Here is a 16411-nt window from a genome sequence, read left to right on the forward strand (position 1 = left end):
GCCTCTTTTTCCTAGTTCAGTTATTCATCTTTTTTCATTAAGAACAACACTCGTATCTGCAAATAGATCATGAATTCCTTGTTTTTTGGGAAGTATTCCAATTAATGCGTAAGTAATCCATATCGTTTTACTAATAAAGCGTCCAATAAACTCACGGAATATAACCGTACCCCATGTTAGCTTCTCTTGTTTTAAACTAATAACCTTAAGCCCGAATACCATTTTCCCTAGCGTTTGACCTAAGAATTTGGTCATCAAAACAAAATATAAGTAAAAAATAACCGCTTTAGCTAGAGCATATGGAGTAAAAATCCAAAATGAATATTGAAAGAGATCCAACGCCTTAAATACCGGACTTATTAGAATCCCACTAATACTAAAGATAACTATTAAATCTAATAAATAAGCCCAAAAGCGCATCCAAAAACCTGCAAACCTTTCTTTATTAACGTCTTTATCTAATGGCTCCTCTATTACATGCTCCTGTAAAGGAACCAAAGATTCTTCACTTTGTTTCATTTGAACATAATTAGATTCTTCTTTTTCATTATGATTCATTTCTACAGTTGTATCATTAGAGATATTTTGTATATTTTCACTATTTTCTTCATTTCTATCTTCTCTCAAATCAGTCATTTTGTCCCCTCCTATTCTGCATATAAATACATTAATCTAGGAGAATTCGGTTGAGAAATGGCCGTTAACACACTTGAAATATCTGTTTTTTCACCTAATAATTTTTGAGCAGTTAAAGAAAATAGTGAACCAAATCCAACTGAATCAGTATAACGAACAACTGATGCATCTTCATCTTTAATGGCCACTTTCATGGCTTCCGTTACATCCTCTAAATAACCAAATTCATCGATTAAGCCCACCTCTTTTGCCTGACGACCATCATAAATCCTTCCATCCGCAATTTTACGAACTTGTTGCTCAGTCATCCCTCTACCTTCAGCAATAATTTTCACAAATTGGTTGTAAGAGCTATCAATCATATTTTGTAATATTTTTCGTTCTTCAGCTGTCATTTCTCTACTTGGAGACATGATATCTTTATATGGTCCGCTTTTTATTGTTACGGTTTCAATTCCTAGTTTCTCAGCTAGTTTTTCATAATTATAACCTTGCATAATAACTCCCAATGAACCTGTTAAAGTTTCTGGACTAGCAAAGATTTTATCTGCAGGTGCAGAAATATAATAACCACCTGAGGCAGCAGTCGCTCCCATTGATATGTAAACCGGCTTACTTGTTTCCTTCTTCACTTCTTGAATCTTTTTATAAATTTCCGCACTTTCAACAACACCGCCACCTGGTGAGTTTACTCGAATAATAATTCCTGCTATAGACGAATCATCCTTCGCCATATCTAATTTATCTAGAAACGATCGATGATTGTAACCACTCGTGCTAAACATAGTTGTTGAACTAGATGTATCTTGAATGACACCATCAACATCTAAGACCGCAATCTTATTTAAAGAACTTCCTTGTTCAATTACTTCTTCTGTGTAGACATCCTCCGTCATATTTAGAAAGTCATTAAACATTCCATTTCCTTCTTCGTCACTTGAAAATAATACATTTGACGCTAAATTAAAAATTATTGAAAAGACTAATAACCCAGCTGCAATTCCTAATGCTGCCCACCGTTTTCCATTCATTTCTTTAATTCCTCCTTTTTACCTGCTCCTTTTAATACGTTTCAAATTTCAAAAAGCTTCACTACAATGGTAAAATAAATAATAGAATCAGAAAACTAAAACTAATCAAAATGCTACAAAGCCAAAGGGGAGAGTCACTATGACAAACAGACGAAATGTTTTCTTTTTTCATAATAATACGCAAGACATTCCAGATATTCTAAAAACAGCGGAAAATTTAGCATCAGAATATAACTTTTATATTGTTGATGATGTAAAAAAAGCAAACATAATCGTCAGTATCGGTGATGATGGCGCATTTTTACAAGCTGTTCGCAAAACTGGTTTTCGAAATGACTGTTTATATGCAGGTATTTCTACTACTGGTAATCTTAATATGTATTGTGATTTTTCAATAAAAGAACGCGATAAAATGATTGAAGCTATCACAGACGAACTTATTGAAGTACGTAAATATCCAGTTATTGAAGTATCACTAGATGAACAGCCCGTTTTTTATTGCTTAAATGAATTAAGTATACGTTCTTCTATTATTAAAACATTTGTGCTGGATGTTTATATCGATGATTTACATTTTGAAACATTCCGCGGAGATGGAATGGTCATTTCCACACCAACTGGTAGTACAGCATATAATAAATCTATGAGTGGTGCAGTTGTTGATCCTATGTTACCTTGTTTCCAAGTGAGTGAATTAGCTTCTTTAAATAATAACATTTATCGTACTCTTAGTTCACCATTTATCCTTAGCGGAGACCGAAAATTGACTCTACGCGTAACAGACATTAATAACGCCTTTCCAATTATCGGTATGGATAATGAAGCATTAAGTATCGCAAATACAAAAAAGATTGAAATCTCGCTCAGTGATCGTGTCATTAAAACAGTAAAACTAAAAGATAATTCCTTCTGGGAAAAAGTACAAAGAGCTTTTTTATAAGATTAATAGTTTCAAATAGTCTTTTAACCTTTGTAAATGCTAGAAAAACGCTAGCCCTAAAACTAATACTAATTTCTCAAATCATAAAAGCCACCTATTTAATAGGTGGCTTTTGATATATGGAATATTCACTAAAAAGAGATATCTATATCTTTTGTTCATCTTTTCACATGATAATGACAATGATATAATAATTTCTTGTTTACTATATTTCGAGGTGATAAAATGGAATTTTCTTTTTTCAGTGTTGTTCCTCCTATCATCATCATAGCATTAGTGATTGTAACAAGAAAAATCGTTCTCTCATTGGGCGTTGGTATTATCCTAAGCGCCCTAATTTTGGAAAATGGACATATTGTACAAGCATTAAAAAAGATGCTAGAAGCTATATTACAATTATTTTATAGTGATGGTTCATGGAACTCAGGAAATCTTTATGTACTTTCGTTTTTATTATTATTAGGAGCCTTAACCAGTCTCATATCATCATTAGGTGGAAATCAAGCCTTTGGCGAGTGGATTGGTCGTCGAATTCGTACAAAACGCGGGGCACAACTAATGACTACAACATGTGGAATTTCTCTTTTCCCTGACGATGTATTTAACATGTTCGCAACTAGCCAAATTACTGGTCCTATTATAGATCATGCCAAAGTCCCTCGTACGAAACTGGCCTATATGATTCATTCAACATCCGATCCAACTTGTGTACTTTGTCCATTATCAAGTTGGGGAGCAAATATCATTGCTATCCTTACAGGAATATTTGCCGTTCACCAACTAACAGATAGTCCGTTAATCGCATTTATGGTTATAGCAACGACAAACTTTTACGCTATATCGACTTTATTGTTTGTTTTTTCTTCTGCCACATTCGATATCAATATTGGTAAAATGAAAAATCCTATTAAAGCGAAAACACAAGCTTTAGTGTCTACTTCAAATAAAGGCTCTATCTGGGATTTAATTATTCCAATTAGTTTTTTAATTATTGGATCAGTTGGTGCTATGATTATTACTGGTTACCTAAATAGTGATTCACCGACTTTTATGAATATCTTTTCAAACTGTGAAGTAAGCTTATCCCTCGTAATCGGAGCAAGCTTAGCCACTTTTGTTAGTTTATTATTATACATAAGACAAATAAATACAGGGAAACAAAGCATTAAAAACATCTTCACTATTCTAAAACAAGGTTTGAAAACAACTTTACCAGCCGTGGAGATATTATTATACGCATGGGTGCTTTCTAGCTTTATCGGAGAGCTAGAAACAGGTTCTTATCTAGCAAGCATCATAGATCAAGTGACTTTACCACCTTCATTTTTACCACTCATTTTATTTATACTTACTGGTGCTATGGCTTTTGCTACGGGTACATCTTGGGGAACTTTTGCTATCATGCTTCCTATAGCTGCTCAAATCGCAATCGCAAGTGATTCAACGATGATGTTTTTCTTAATGAGCGCTGTATTATCTGGGTCATTATTCGGTGATCATTGTTCGCCTGTTTCCGATACAACTACTGTTGCTTCAGCTGCTGCTGGATGCTCCCAAATTGAGCATGTTGTTACTCAGCTTCCATATGCTTTAATATGTGCAGCCATCACATGTATATCCTTCTTCCTACTTGGAATTACAGGCATGAGATGGGTACCATACATCTTTATTATTCTTGCAATAATTGCACTGATTTTCTACTTTAGAAAAAGAGAAAATCATACAAGTGAGCAGCAAATATAAATCATATTTTTGTAAATAAAACGCAACGAAAAGTTCTCGTTGCGTTTTTTAGTGGAAGTTAAGCACCTATTTTCCTTGAATTCATTTTTTTCATCATTCGTTCTCTAATTTTCATTTGAGATAATGAATAGAGAAGTAATGCACTCCAAATAAACATAAACGAGATGAAATGCACTTTAGTAAATGATTCATGATAAATCGTAACACCGATAATTAATGACAATGTCGGGGCTATGTATTGGAGAAAGCCTAGCATTGATAAAGGAATATTTTTTGCTCCCATTGCAAATAGAAGTAATGGAACGGCTGTTACAACTCCACCACCTATTAAGAATAATAGTTCATTGACAGAATAGGTGCTAGCAGGTGTTTGAAATATAATGTAGATATAATAGCCAATAGCTATTGGTGTAACCATCATCGTTTCTAAAGTTAAGCCGATTGCCGCATCTGCATCAATTAACACTTTTGCCAATCCGTATAGTCCAAATGTAATAGCAAGCGCTAAAGATATCCATGGAAAGCTACCGAGATAAACCGTTAAAATGGATACACCTATTGCAGCTAGACAAACCGAAAGAATTTGCACCTTATTTAACTTTTCTTTCAATACAGTTACTCCTAAAAGAACACTTACAAGTGGATTTATATAATATCCTAAACTTGTATCCAAAATTCTTCCTGCATTTACAGCCCAAATAAAGATTCCCCAATTCGCACTTACTAAAAGAGATGCAGCAAATAAAGCCCATAGCTTCTTTTTGTTCTTACTAATTTCCTTCATGTAAGTAATAAATGATGACCATTTTTTAGTAAAAAGTAAGAGAAAAACCATAAAAACAAAAGACCAAAAGACCCGATGGGCAAGTATTTCAGTAGAATCTACATGTTGTAGAAATTTCCAATATATTGGAATAACTCCCCACATTAAATAAGATAACGCACCATAAATAATACCTTCCATCTCTTTATTAGAACTCATGTAATTACCGCCTGACATAGTTAGAATATTCAAATATAATACCATAAAAATACAGTCGGAACATAAAATAAGATTTAGAAGAAATATAAGTCTCTATTCTTTATATTGTTTTTAAAGCTCTTCTAGTACAATAAATAATCGGTGGAAGTAGATAACCCCACCGATCATAACCACACTTATTTAGATGCCGAGCTTTCCTTCTTATTTCTTAATTCAACTCGACGGATTTTACCCGATATCGTCTTAGGTAATTCATCTAAAAATTCAATTGCTCTAGGATATTTATAAGGTGCAGTTAGTTGTTTTACATGCTCTTGAAGTACCGGTATTAATTGATGATTATTTTGATCATATCCATTTCTTAAAACCACGTACGCTTTTACAATACTTCCGCGAATCTCATCCGGCCAAGCCACTACTGCACATTCTTTTACCGCTTGATGTTTTACAAGTGCATCTTCCACTTCAAACGGTCCTATTGTATATCCTGAACTGATGATAATATCATCACTACGTCCTTCAAACCAAAAATATCCATCTTCATCCTTTTTAGCTTGATCTCCTGTAATATAATATTCTCCGCGGAATTGTTTCGCTGTTCTTTCAGAATCATTTAAATATTCCTTAAATAAAGCAGGAGAACTTACATGAACAGCAATATCACCTACTTCTCCAACATCACATACTTCGCCATCTTCATTAACTATGTCAACTGTATTACCAGGAGTTGGTTTACCCATAGAACCAATTCTTACTTCCATTCCTTTTGTTATACCTATTAACAGTGTATTTTCAGTTTGGCCATATCCATCTCTTACTGTAATATTAAAGTGTTTTCGGAATGTATCAATGACTTCCTCATTTAATGGTTCTCCAGCTGAAACAGCACTATGTAAGTGTTCGAGTTTGTAATGACTCAAATCATCTACCTTAGCCATTAAACGATATTCAGTAGGTGTACAGCACAACACATTAATTTGATTTTCATCTAAGAGAGATAAATATTTTTCTGGATTGAATTTGCCATTGTAAACATAACCAGTTGCACCCATTCCCAATACAGATAAAAAAGGACTCCAAATCCATTTTTGCCATCCTGGTGCAGCAGTGGCCCATACAATATCATTTTCCTCAATACACAACCAATTGGAAGCAGCAGTTTGTAAATGAGCGTAGGCCCAGCCATGTGTATGAACAACACCTTTTGGATTACCTGTTGTTCCAGATGTGTAAGCTAAAAAGGCCATATCATCTCTCGTTGTATTGGCTGCTTCTAATTCATCGCTAGACACTTCAGCCAATTCATCTAAAAATAACCACCCATCTTTGGATTGTCCAACTGAAAACTTTATTAAATGCTCAGCTTCTGCAATATGATCAAATTCATTAACAAACGATTCATAGCAAACAATTCCTTTCACATTTCCATGATTGATTCGATATTGTAAATCCTTCGCTTTCAACATTTCTGAGCTTGGAATAACAACCATTCCTGCTTTTAGTGCTGCTAAATATACTTGATAGGCTTCAATTAGCCTTGGAACGATGACAAGAAGTGTATCTCCTTTTTTCAGTCCAGCATCCAAGAAAGCGTTTCCAAATTTATTAGTCGCTTTTAATAAATTCTGATATGTAATTTCCTTTTTATCACCATGTTCGTTTTCCCATTTTAAAGCTACTTTTTCACTACTTTTATTAAATTTTTCTACTTCACTTGTTAAATTGTACTGTAATGGAGCTATCAAATCTTCTTTCTTCATCCCTTATCCCCCTTTTCTTACTACTTACTCTATATTATACATATTTGTAAGAAAATTCAAAAACTTTTCTACGATAATATATCCCCTCTATTTCGTTTTGTCATACTCTTTACCTAACTTATAATCCATTCACATCACAATAAAATTCGTTATATTTTTTCATATAAATGACTGAATTAATAACCCACTCTATTTTATCTTTTTCCATATAAAAAGGGGATGAACCTATTAGTTCATCCCCCGTAGCCATGATATTAGATTATTTTTGGTATCCGCCTAATTGTTGTTCAGCCATTTGAACTAAACGTTTAGTAATTTCTCCACCAACTGAACCGTTCGCACGAGCTGTTGCATCTGGTCCTAGTTGTACTCCAAATTCTGAAGCAATTTCATACTTCATTGAATCAAGAGCAGTTTGTACTCCAGGTACTACTAATTGATTTGAACTTGTGTTTGCCATGTGTTTTTCACCTCCTTGTGATAATAGAATGTGTCAAAACACATGGCGCTATTCCACTGATACTTTGGTAATTGTTCACAAATAATGCAGTAATCTTTAGAATAAATCCTCTTCCACATTATTCACAGCATTTCTCTTCGGTTTTAAATGAACAATCTCCGTTTTTTCTACTGCTTCTTTGATCAAGTCACTGAAATCCACAAAGGTTTCGTAATGGTTTACCTTCTCACGACGTGGCATTGTTTTAGGATTTACTGGTGTGAAGACTGTACAACAGTCCTCATATGGTCTATTTGAAATATCTAGAGTCCCTAATTCCTCAGCCATTTTGATAATTTCTAATTTGTCAGCTGTAATTAAAGGACGTATGATTGGGGTATTTGTTACCTCATTAATAGCATACATACTATGCAGCGTTTGACTTGCCACTTGCCCTAGACTTTCTCCTGTCACAATTGCCAATGCTTCTTGCTTTTTAGCAATTTCATCAGCTATTCTTAACATTAATCTTCTTGTAGTAGTCATTGTATAGTTTTCAGGAATTTGTTGTTGAATGATCTTTTGAATTTCAGTAAATGGCACCACATGGACCACCATATGGCCACTTGTTCCAGCAAGAACTTCTGCTAAATCAAGAACTTTTTGCTTGGATCTTTCACTTGTAAAAGGCGGACTATAGAAATGAATACACTCTACTTCTATCCCTCTTTTCATTGTCAAAAATCCAGCAACCGGACTATCGATCCCGCCTGATAACATTAACAACGCTTTACCACTTGAATTTTGCGGTAATCCACCAGCCCCTAAAATAACTTCTCCTGTAAAAAATACACCTTCTTTTCTAATTTCAACAATTAAATTTAAATCAGGCTTTTTTACATCTACTTTTAAATGCTGGTTATGCCATAATACATGACCACCTAACGCATGATTTACTTCATTTGTATCAAGCGGAAAGGATTTATCGGCTCTTTTTGTTGTCACCTTAAACGTTTCGATTTTTCGATCTAAGTTCTTAATATATTGAAGTGCCCCCGCTTTCATTGCATCGATATCTTTTTCCACTTCCATTACAGGACTAAAAGATTGAATACCGAAAACCTTACGAAGTTTTTCTTCAACGGCTTTGTAATCTGCTCCATTTAGCATCAATCTCATATGATCTCGCGTTGATAAGATTTCAATGCCATTAAAGTCCCTTAAGTTATTTTTTATACTTCTTTTTAATTTAGCAATAAATCCTTTTCTATTTTTACCCTTTGTTGATAATTCACCATAACGAATCAAAATTTGATCGTATATCATATTTATTACCTCATAACTTCTTTTAAATTTTTAAGTACGTTTTTCAGTGTCTTTATAAATTGTTTCGCTTCTTCTAATTCGTTTTCATAAGACAAACTCACCCTAATACTGCTTGATGCTAAAGCTTCATTGTTTGTCATCTGTAAAATTACATCACTTATAGACTTTTTCTTCGAAGAACATGCACTAGTTGTTGATACATAAATACCTTGATCTTCTAATGCATGAACCAATACTTCTGATTTGATTCCGGGAACTGAAAAATTAATGATATGAGGAGCATACCCATCCTCCGGTGTATGAATAACTAAATCATCCATTTTTTCAAGCTCTTTTCTCAGAAATTGATGTATTTGAAATAATCGTTGATTTTCACGATTCATTTTATCTAAACTAAGTCTTAAAGCTTTGGCAAGAGCAACAGCTCCAGCAACATTTTCTGTTCCACTACGTATCTTTCTTTCTTGACTACCTCCAGAAAATAATGCGGAAATTCTTACACCTTCACGAATATATAATACGCCAGTTCCCTTTAAAGCATGGAACTTATGTCCTGAAAGAGTACACAAATCAACACCTGATTTTTTTATAGAAAGCGGCACTTTTCCAATGCCTTGAACGTAATCAACATGGAAGAGGATTTTAGGATAATCTCTTAATAAATTCCCTATTTCTTCAATTGGTTGAATGGAGCCGATTTCATTATTCACATGCATAATTGATACTAATATAGTATCTTTTCTTATTGCTTTTTTTACATCTTCCACACGAATTCTACCATTTACATCGACTGGTACTTCTGTTATTTCAAATCCTACATCTTTCAATTGTTCACATGCCAGTTTAACTGATGGATGCTCAATAGCTGTAGTAATAATATGTTTACCTCTATTCTTAAAAGCTAAAGCTGCACCTTTGATAGCTAAATTGTTTCCTTCTGTGCCACCAGAAGTAAAATACACTTCCTGTTCTTTTATTTCTAGTAGTTGTGCAATTTGTTGACGAGCTTTACTTAATAATTGTTCAGCCTTGGCACCTACTCCATGTAAAGATGAAGGATTCCCAAAATACTTTGTACTTACTGTTAAAAAAGTATCCATTACCTCTTTATACGGTACAGTTGTAGCACTATTATCAAAATATATCATGATTTACACCGTCCATTAAATGCTATATGCAAATCTTAATTTTAACATAAATTCAACAAAAAGATAACATACTTTAATTACCAACTTTAAATGTGAAATTTCTTTTTGCAAAATCAAACTATTTTATGTACAATTTGCGTATGTGAAAAAACGAACATACTATTCGTTATTATGATAAATTGTTTTAATATAATAAATTTTTTAAATATTTGCTTTTCTATATCGAATTTCAGCAAAATTTATTTATATATTGAAATAATAATTAATTCCGCAAATTCATCAGGAGGAAACTACATGAACAAAGATTTATCCCCAAAACAAACGTTAACCATCGGATTGATGCTATTTGCATTATTCCTAGGAGCCGGTAATATAATATTCCCTCCATTTTTAGGACAACAAGCCGGAGAAAATATATGGATAGCCGTTTTCGGCTTTTTAGTAACAGGTGTTGGTTTACCTTTATTAGCAGTTATCGCAATCGGTAGAGTAGGGAGTCTCCAAAACTTAGCAGGACGTGCACACCCTATTTTCGGAATTGTGTTTACAATTGTAGTCTATTTAGCAATAGGACCATTTTTCGCGATTCCAAGAACAGCTACCGTGACTTACGAAATTGGTGTATTACCATTTTTAAATGAAGGACTTTCACAATCATCATTACCTTTACTATTACTTTCTATCGTATTTTTTGCTGTATCTGCTTGGCTTGCATTAAACCCTTCGAAATTAGTGAGTAGAATTGGACAAATCATTACTCCTATATTATTAACTGTATTAGCTATTTTAGTTGGAAAAAGTATTATTAACCCGCTAGGTTCTATCTCTAGTCCAACAGAGGCTTATCAAACAAATTCTTTCTTCAATGGATTTATTGAAGGCTATCTAACAATGGACACGATTGGAGGATTAGCATTTGGAGTTATAATCATTTCTGCAGTTAAAACACTAGGTATAACTAGCCAGACGGCTATTACAAAGAATGTGGCAAAGGCAGGATTCATCGCAGCATTTGGTTTAGCAATAGTTTATCTATCTTTAACTTATATTGGTGCTACAAGTGTAACTAAAATTGGCATGCTAGATAATGGTGGAGCAGTCATTTCTGCTGCGACGAAGGCCTTATTCGGGAATCTAGGATCAATCATTCTTGCTCTAACAATTCTATTGGCTTGCTTAACAACTTCAGTTGGTCTAATTTCTGCTTGTTCACACTTTTTCTCAAAACAAGTACCAGCACTATCTTACAAAAGTTTAGTATTTATTATCGCTGGATTTAGTATGGTTGTATCAAACGTAGGATTATCACAGCTTATTTCTATTTCTTTACCTGTCTTAAGCTTCATTTATCCTTTAGCCATTATGCTAATCGTTTTATCGTTCTTCCATAAGTTCTTTAATGGGTATTCTACGGTATATATTGGCTCTATTTTGTTCACAGGTATTGTGAGTTTATACGAGGCTTTAACTGCTGCGGGATTAAAAATGGGAGTAATTTCTGCTTTTATGTCTTCCTTACCTCTAGCAGAGCAAGGAATCAGTTGGTTCGTCCCAGCTATTATCGGTGCATCAATCGGCTATGGATATGGTGTTTTATTCTTAAAAGAAACAAATGTTCCAACGGAAACCACACTTCTAGATTAACCAAATCTGAACCTATGAAACTATAAAGATTTCTTTAAAACCACCCCCTTCTATTCCTAGAAAGGGGTGGTTTTTTATTGATTTACAACTACTTTTATCAGCTTTAGTTTTTAATGCTTCCTTATTCATACTTAATATTCCAAAGGGAACTCTCAATAAATAATTCCTCAAATTTGCATCTTGAGAATTATTTAATGCAAAGACAGAGCGATAGACTAAATCCCCTCCACTCGTTTGTAAGTGATTGCCTTTATTATCTAATACGTTAAAACGAAAATAGTCTTGTTCAAGTAGGACTTACCGTTTTATATGTAAACAACGTTGTTGCTTTTCCTTTTATAATGGATTACATCCAATGCATCTTCTTTATTATGAACATATAAAAAAGCCGTTCTATATAATTTTTCACTTTCTGCTTTTACTAGTATTTCAAATGCCTGTTCATCCCCTTCTATTGCTTTTTTTATGAAATTTTTATCTAGTATCTGTGATCCCCCTTCATCTATTAGAGTGCTTTACTACAACAAAAGGCTTTGATTATTATATAAATTTTAAAAAATAAATATAAAAAAGCCACCCAAAGGATGTTTAGAATCCCCTGAATGGCTTTTCTTTACACATTATTTTCATTAATTTTTAAGAGCATCATAATCTAGCTCTACCTTCATACTTTTCAGGACCCCTGGATCAATTTCTTCTAATACAGAAGCAGCAGTTTCTAGAGCCGCTTCATACTCAAAATTTCTAAATTTATTCTCAGCATCTTGTAGAGAAGCTTGAACAGATGGATAGCGACTTCTATAACGATTCGAATATTGAATAACTTTTTCTATTAACAATACTTGTTCCACTAATTCTTTTGTTTCAGAAGTATATTCATCAACTAATTTCACTGCCTTTTCAAGGAATACTTGTACAGAACCCATGTTTAAAGGCTTTTCTTCTAGTTTTTCATTCACTTCTTTAACCGCTAGCAACGCTTCTTCTAAATACTTCTTATACTCCTCTGGTACACCAGGAACATTGTACTGAGTTAACCATTTTTGACCATTATGTAATCGTATCGTTAATCCTTTAATTTTCTCTCTCGCTTCTAGTTCATCTTTTCGGAGATCACGAAGCTTGTTAGATAATGTTTCATATTCTTTCGTAAAGGAACCTAAAATACGTTCCACCTCTGCCAAGCTATCAGCTAAAATTGAATATGGTATATCTTTCTGTTCTACTTTTGTTTGCAATTTCTCAAGCTGATGAACAGCAGAAGTCATCTGTCTATCAAGATTTCTTTGAACTTTCATATCTTCTTCCGAAATATGATAGCTAGACTGAATGCTATGTATTTCCATTTTTAGTTTATCATTTTCATATGTCATATTGCTGATTCTGTCTTTTACTATATCTTGATTTTCATGGACATACTGTCTAGAAAGAACCTCTTTTTCTAACAACTCATAAAGTACACCAATACTATCCTTGACTTCTTCCATACCTTTTTCAGCATCTTCAATTTCTGCTTTTTCTAGAACTTCTATAAAGTTATCGATTTTCTCTTCTATCTCTTGAAGCTCCTTAGAAAATTCCATATGACTCAAAATATAGCCTTTTTCAAGCATTTCTTCATATCCGTCTTTCAGCTCTTTTACTTGATTAGGTATAGTAGCATTACATTCTAATAGCAAATCAGGTATTCTATTCATCTTATCATTCGTATCTTTAATAACAGATTTCAACTTCAGCACATGTTCTCGAGCATGCAAATAATTACCGTTCGCTGTTGCTTCTTCATATTGTGAAAATATTGGGACCATATCATCCAAACATGATTCTAACTTATCAGCAGCACGACCATACGTATGTCTATGAGCAAGAAGTTGCTTTTTAGCTGTTCGATAGCTTTCTTTCAGCTCTTCGATTTCTAAGCGATTCTTCTCTTCACTTCCTACAAGATCGTTTAATTCATCGATAATGGATTGTATATCCCCTTCAATTTCACGAAGATAAGCAGAAATATCCCTTTGAATTGCTTTTGATTTAGAAAATCGATACTTATCAATAAATTCTTCAGCATCAAATAGCATTTCTTCCACATCTGGCAAACGAACAGTTACAATTTCATCCCATTCATTTCGCCACTTTTCAAACATTTCTTCTGTTTCACCAGTCATGTTTAGCTGTTTGACCTTCGAAAGCTCATCGAGAACAGGGCGGTTCATAATGTTCATTTTCCACTCTTCTAATTTATCAATATCTGTGTAACGCTTCTTTTTGAAAAAATAACCTATAATAAAAAAACCTAGAACTAAAACAATTAATCCCAAAATATATTCCATTATAAAGCCCCCAGTTTCAAACAATCTGTCGATTTTTACCAATTATTATATTACTAATGTCCCTATATCGAAAGTAATCTATTATTAAAATAGAAGTTACTTGTAAAATAATTTATTATTCTTTATATTTTTCGCCAAGAACATACATAAAATCCTCTAATTTGCGAAAAAAACTATAAAAAATTCGTTTTTTATAGCTTTTATGATACCATGTAAACAAACTTTTTTGAGTAGTTATTTATATTTTTCTAATAAATTATATTTATAAACTTTTTATGAAGGGGGATTTATCCAAATGATTGCAGACGGACATATTCATACACCATTTTGTCCTCACGGTACTTCAGACAAAATAGAAGAATACGTCGAGTGGTTTTTAAAGAATAAAGTTGAGGAAATTTCCTTTACAGAACATGCACCATTTCCAAAAGGTTTTATAGATACAACTCCGACTATGGACAGTAGTATGAAGATGGAACAACTCCCTATTTATATTGAACAACTACAGACCATTAAAAATAAATATCAGAATAAAATAAAAATTAATATAGGATTAGAAGTAGACTATATCGAGGGATATGAACAAGAAACAACAAAGCTTTTAAATGACATTGGCCCGCTACTTGACGATAGCATCTTATCTGTACATTTTATTAAACACGCTGAACACCATTTCTGTATTGATTATAGCGACGAATATTTTGGCGAAATTGTAAACATCTGCGGTTCCATTTCAGCTGTCTATAAAAAATATTATGAAACTGTAAAAAGATCCATTACTTCAGACCTAGGAAAATATAAACCTAAAAGAATTGGACATATCACATTAGCACATAAATTCCAATTGAAATATCCACCTGAACATTCATTCAAAGATGAAGAAGAGGCTCTCTTACCACTTCTCCAAGAGAGAAAGCTCTCATTAGATTATAACGGCGCTGGGACGGCTAAGAAGTACTGTCAAGAACCTTATCCTCCTGATTATTTGATTGCTAAAGCCATTAAGCTTGGAATACCGCTCATATATGGGAGTGACGCTCATCAAGTAAAAGATTTGGGGCAAGGATTCAAAAAACTGAATAATCAAGCAATATTGTCAAAACCTTCTAGTTTATTTTTATAATGTAACTTCTAAGTGAGAATATAGTAGGTGATGTGTAATAAATTCAATACATTGCTGCTTGTATTGTTCGATATAATAGGATTCTTGAGGAATGATTTGTAATAGCTCAACTGCATAGTGCGTATGCAATAAAGGCGCCGTTAATAATCCTTTTAATTGCAAGATAAAAGAAGGAATATGAACCTTTCGAAAAAGTTGACTTTGAATACCTTGTTCAACAACATATTGAAGATAATATCTTTCCTTTGCCATATAAGTAGAGAGAATTTCACGATTAAGCGTTGTATCTAATGACATTTCTCTGGTAATAAAACGTGCAGCATTAAACTGTTGACCTTGAAATTCTAGTAGCTTGACTACAATGTTTTTCAAGCAGTTATCTGGAGCCTCTTGGTCAATTCGTTCTACTTCATGCTCTATAATTTCTGTATATTTCTCAAGATAATTTACAAAACAATATTCTAAGAGACCATTTTTATTTTTAAAATAATAAGCAATATTAGCTGGATTTATTTTTGCTTTATGAGCAATATCACGGATGGATGTTCCGTCAAAACCATTGGAATGGAACAAAACAATCGCTGCATCTAAAATAGCACGCTTCGTTTTATTATTATTTTCGTTTTCCATCGAAATCACCTACCGTATTATAATAGTTTTACTCTCTTTAACGTTTCGACAAATAGCTAAGCTCTCCTTTATAAGAGTTTCGACACAAATTGAGTCTCCTATTTGCAAAACGATAGAAATATGATGAACGGACCAAAAGAAAGGAAGTTAATGATGTTTAAAGTCGAAAACTATTCTGAAACATTAGAAGAAAAGTATAATCAACTCCATAAGCAACTGCTCTCTCTCATAGAAGGTGAAAAAAATATCATTGCTAATTTAAGTAATGCCTCTGCACTTTTAAATGTATTTTTAGACAATGTGAATTGGGTTGGTTTTTATTTATATGAGGAAGAAACATTAGTTTTAGGACCTTTTCAAGGATTACCTGCTTGCATTCGTATTCCTTTAGGAAGAGGTGTTTGCGGAACGGCCGCTCAAGATAAAGAAACATTAATAATAAACGATGTTGAGCAGTTTCCTGGTCATATTGCTTGTGATGCAGCTTCACGCTCTGAAATTGTCATTCCAATTTTTAAAAACGAAGAATTATTTGGCGTTCTAGATATTGATAGCCCCATATTAAACCGTTTTTCAAAAGAAGAAGGTCAATATTTACAAGAATTCATAAAAATTTTAGAAGCACATCTATAAGAGAAATCCATTTATCACACGATGCACACTCTTATTAAATAAAACT

At 33.3% G+C, this 16411-nt stretch carries 14 protein-coding genes; 5 read left to right on the top strand and 9 right to left on the bottom strand.

Features of this window, described 5'->3' with window-relative positions; translation table 11 throughout:
* Nucleotides 1-24: 24 nt before the first annotated feature.
* Nucleotides 25-636, bottom strand: coding sequence for an RDD family protein (locus BN349_RS26785; protein WP_019243874.1), 612 nt, complete (start codon nt 634-636; stop codon nt 25-27).
* 11 nt (nt 637-647) lie between these two features.
* Entirely contained in the window at nt 648-1667 is a 1020-nt protein-coding gene (sppA, locus tag BN349_RS18720; protein WP_019243875.1) for a signal peptide peptidase SppA, read from the bottom strand.
* Between the two features lie 139 nt (nt 1668-1806).
* On the opposite strand from sppA, the gene BN349_RS18725 reads away from it, so the two are divergent.
* Nucleotides 1807-2607, top strand: coding sequence for an NAD kinase (locus BN349_RS18725; RefSeq protein WP_019243876.1), 801 nt, complete (start codon nt 1807-1809; stop codon nt 2605-2607).
* Between the two features lie 225 nt (nt 2608-2832).
* Entirely contained in the window at nt 2833-4350 is a 1518-nt protein-coding gene (locus BN349_RS18730) for a Na+/H+ antiporter NhaC family protein (RefSeq protein WP_019243877.1), read from the top strand.
* A gap of 58 nt (nt 4351-4408) precedes the next feature.
* On the opposite strand, the gene rarD is transcribed toward BN349_RS18730, so the two are convergent.
* From rarD to BN349_RS18760, 5 genes are all read right to left on the bottom strand, one after another.
* A complete protein-coding gene (rarD, locus tag BN349_RS18735) occupies nt 4409-5332 on the bottom strand; it encodes an EamA family transporter RarD (RefSeq protein ID WP_019243878.1) in 924 nt (307 codons plus the stop codon).
* 176 nt (nt 5333-5508) lie between these two features.
* Nucleotides 5509-7092, bottom strand: a complete 1584-nt coding sequence (gene mbcS / locus BN349_RS18740) for an acyl-CoA synthetase MbcS (RefSeq protein ID WP_019243879.1) — start codon at nt 7090-7092, stop codon at nt 5509-5511.
* Between the two features lie 259 nt (nt 7093-7351).
* The gene (locus BN349_RS18750) at nt 7352-7552 is read right to left on the bottom strand and encodes an alpha/beta-type small acid-soluble spore protein (RefSeq protein WP_019243881.1); all 201 of its coding nucleotides are present in this window, start codon (nt 7550-7552) and stop codon (nt 7352-7354) included.
* A gap of 96 nt (nt 7553-7648) precedes the next feature.
* Complete coding sequence (gene thiI, locus BN349_RS18755) at nt 7649-8857, bottom strand: tRNA uracil 4-sulfurtransferase ThiI (RefSeq protein ID WP_019243882.1); 1209 nt, start codon at nt 8855-8857, stop codon at nt 7649-7651.
* A gap of 5 nt (nt 8858-8862) precedes the next feature.
* Nucleotides 8863-10005: a cysteine desulfurase family protein gene (locus tag BN349_RS18760; RefSeq protein WP_019243883.1), complete on the bottom strand. Its 1143-nt coding sequence runs from the start codon at nt 10003-10005 to the stop codon at nt 8863-8865.
* Between the two features lie 294 nt (nt 10006-10299).
* Between BN349_RS18760 and brnQ the strand changes: the two genes are divergently transcribed.
* Entirely contained in the window at nt 10300-11649 is a 1350-nt protein-coding gene (gene brnQ, locus BN349_RS18765) for a branched-chain amino acid transport system II carrier protein (protein WP_019243884.1), read from the top strand.
* Nucleotides 11650-12278: 629 nt separating this feature from the next.
* On the opposite strand, the gene ezrA is transcribed toward brnQ, so the two are convergent.
* Nucleotides 12279-13979 (bottom strand): septation ring formation regulator EzrA, encoded by a 1701-nt coding sequence (gene ezrA, locus BN349_RS18775; protein ID WP_019243886.1) that lies wholly within the window; start codon nt 13977-13979, stop codon nt 12279-12281.
* A gap of 295 nt (nt 13980-14274) precedes the next feature.
* Between ezrA and hisJ the strand changes: the two genes are divergently transcribed.
* A complete protein-coding gene (hisJ, locus tag BN349_RS18780; protein WP_019243887.1) occupies nt 14275-15102 on the top strand; it encodes a histidinol-phosphatase HisJ in 828 nt (275 codons plus the stop codon).
* Here the strand turns inward: hisJ and refZ are convergent.
* Complete coding sequence (gene refZ, locus BN349_RS24335; RefSeq protein WP_019243888.1) at nt 15097-15732, bottom strand: forespore capture DNA-binding protein RefZ; 636 nt, start codon at nt 15730-15732, stop codon at nt 15097-15099. The genes hisJ and refZ overlap by 6 nt on opposite strands.
* A 153-nt stretch (nt 15733-15885) precedes the next feature.
* Between refZ and BN349_RS18790 the strand changes: the two genes are divergently transcribed.
* Nucleotides 15886-16365: a GAF domain-containing protein gene (locus tag BN349_RS18790; protein WP_019243889.1), complete on the top strand. Its 480-nt coding sequence runs from the start codon at nt 15886-15888 to the stop codon at nt 16363-16365.
* Nucleotides 16366-16411: the final 46 nt, after the last annotated feature.

The sequence above is a fragment of the Bacillus sp. AP8 genome, assembly GCF_000321185.1.
GTDB classification, from domain to species: domain Bacteria; phylum Bacillota; class Bacilli; order Bacillales; family DSM-1321; genus Bacillus_AD; species Bacillus_AD massilioanorexius.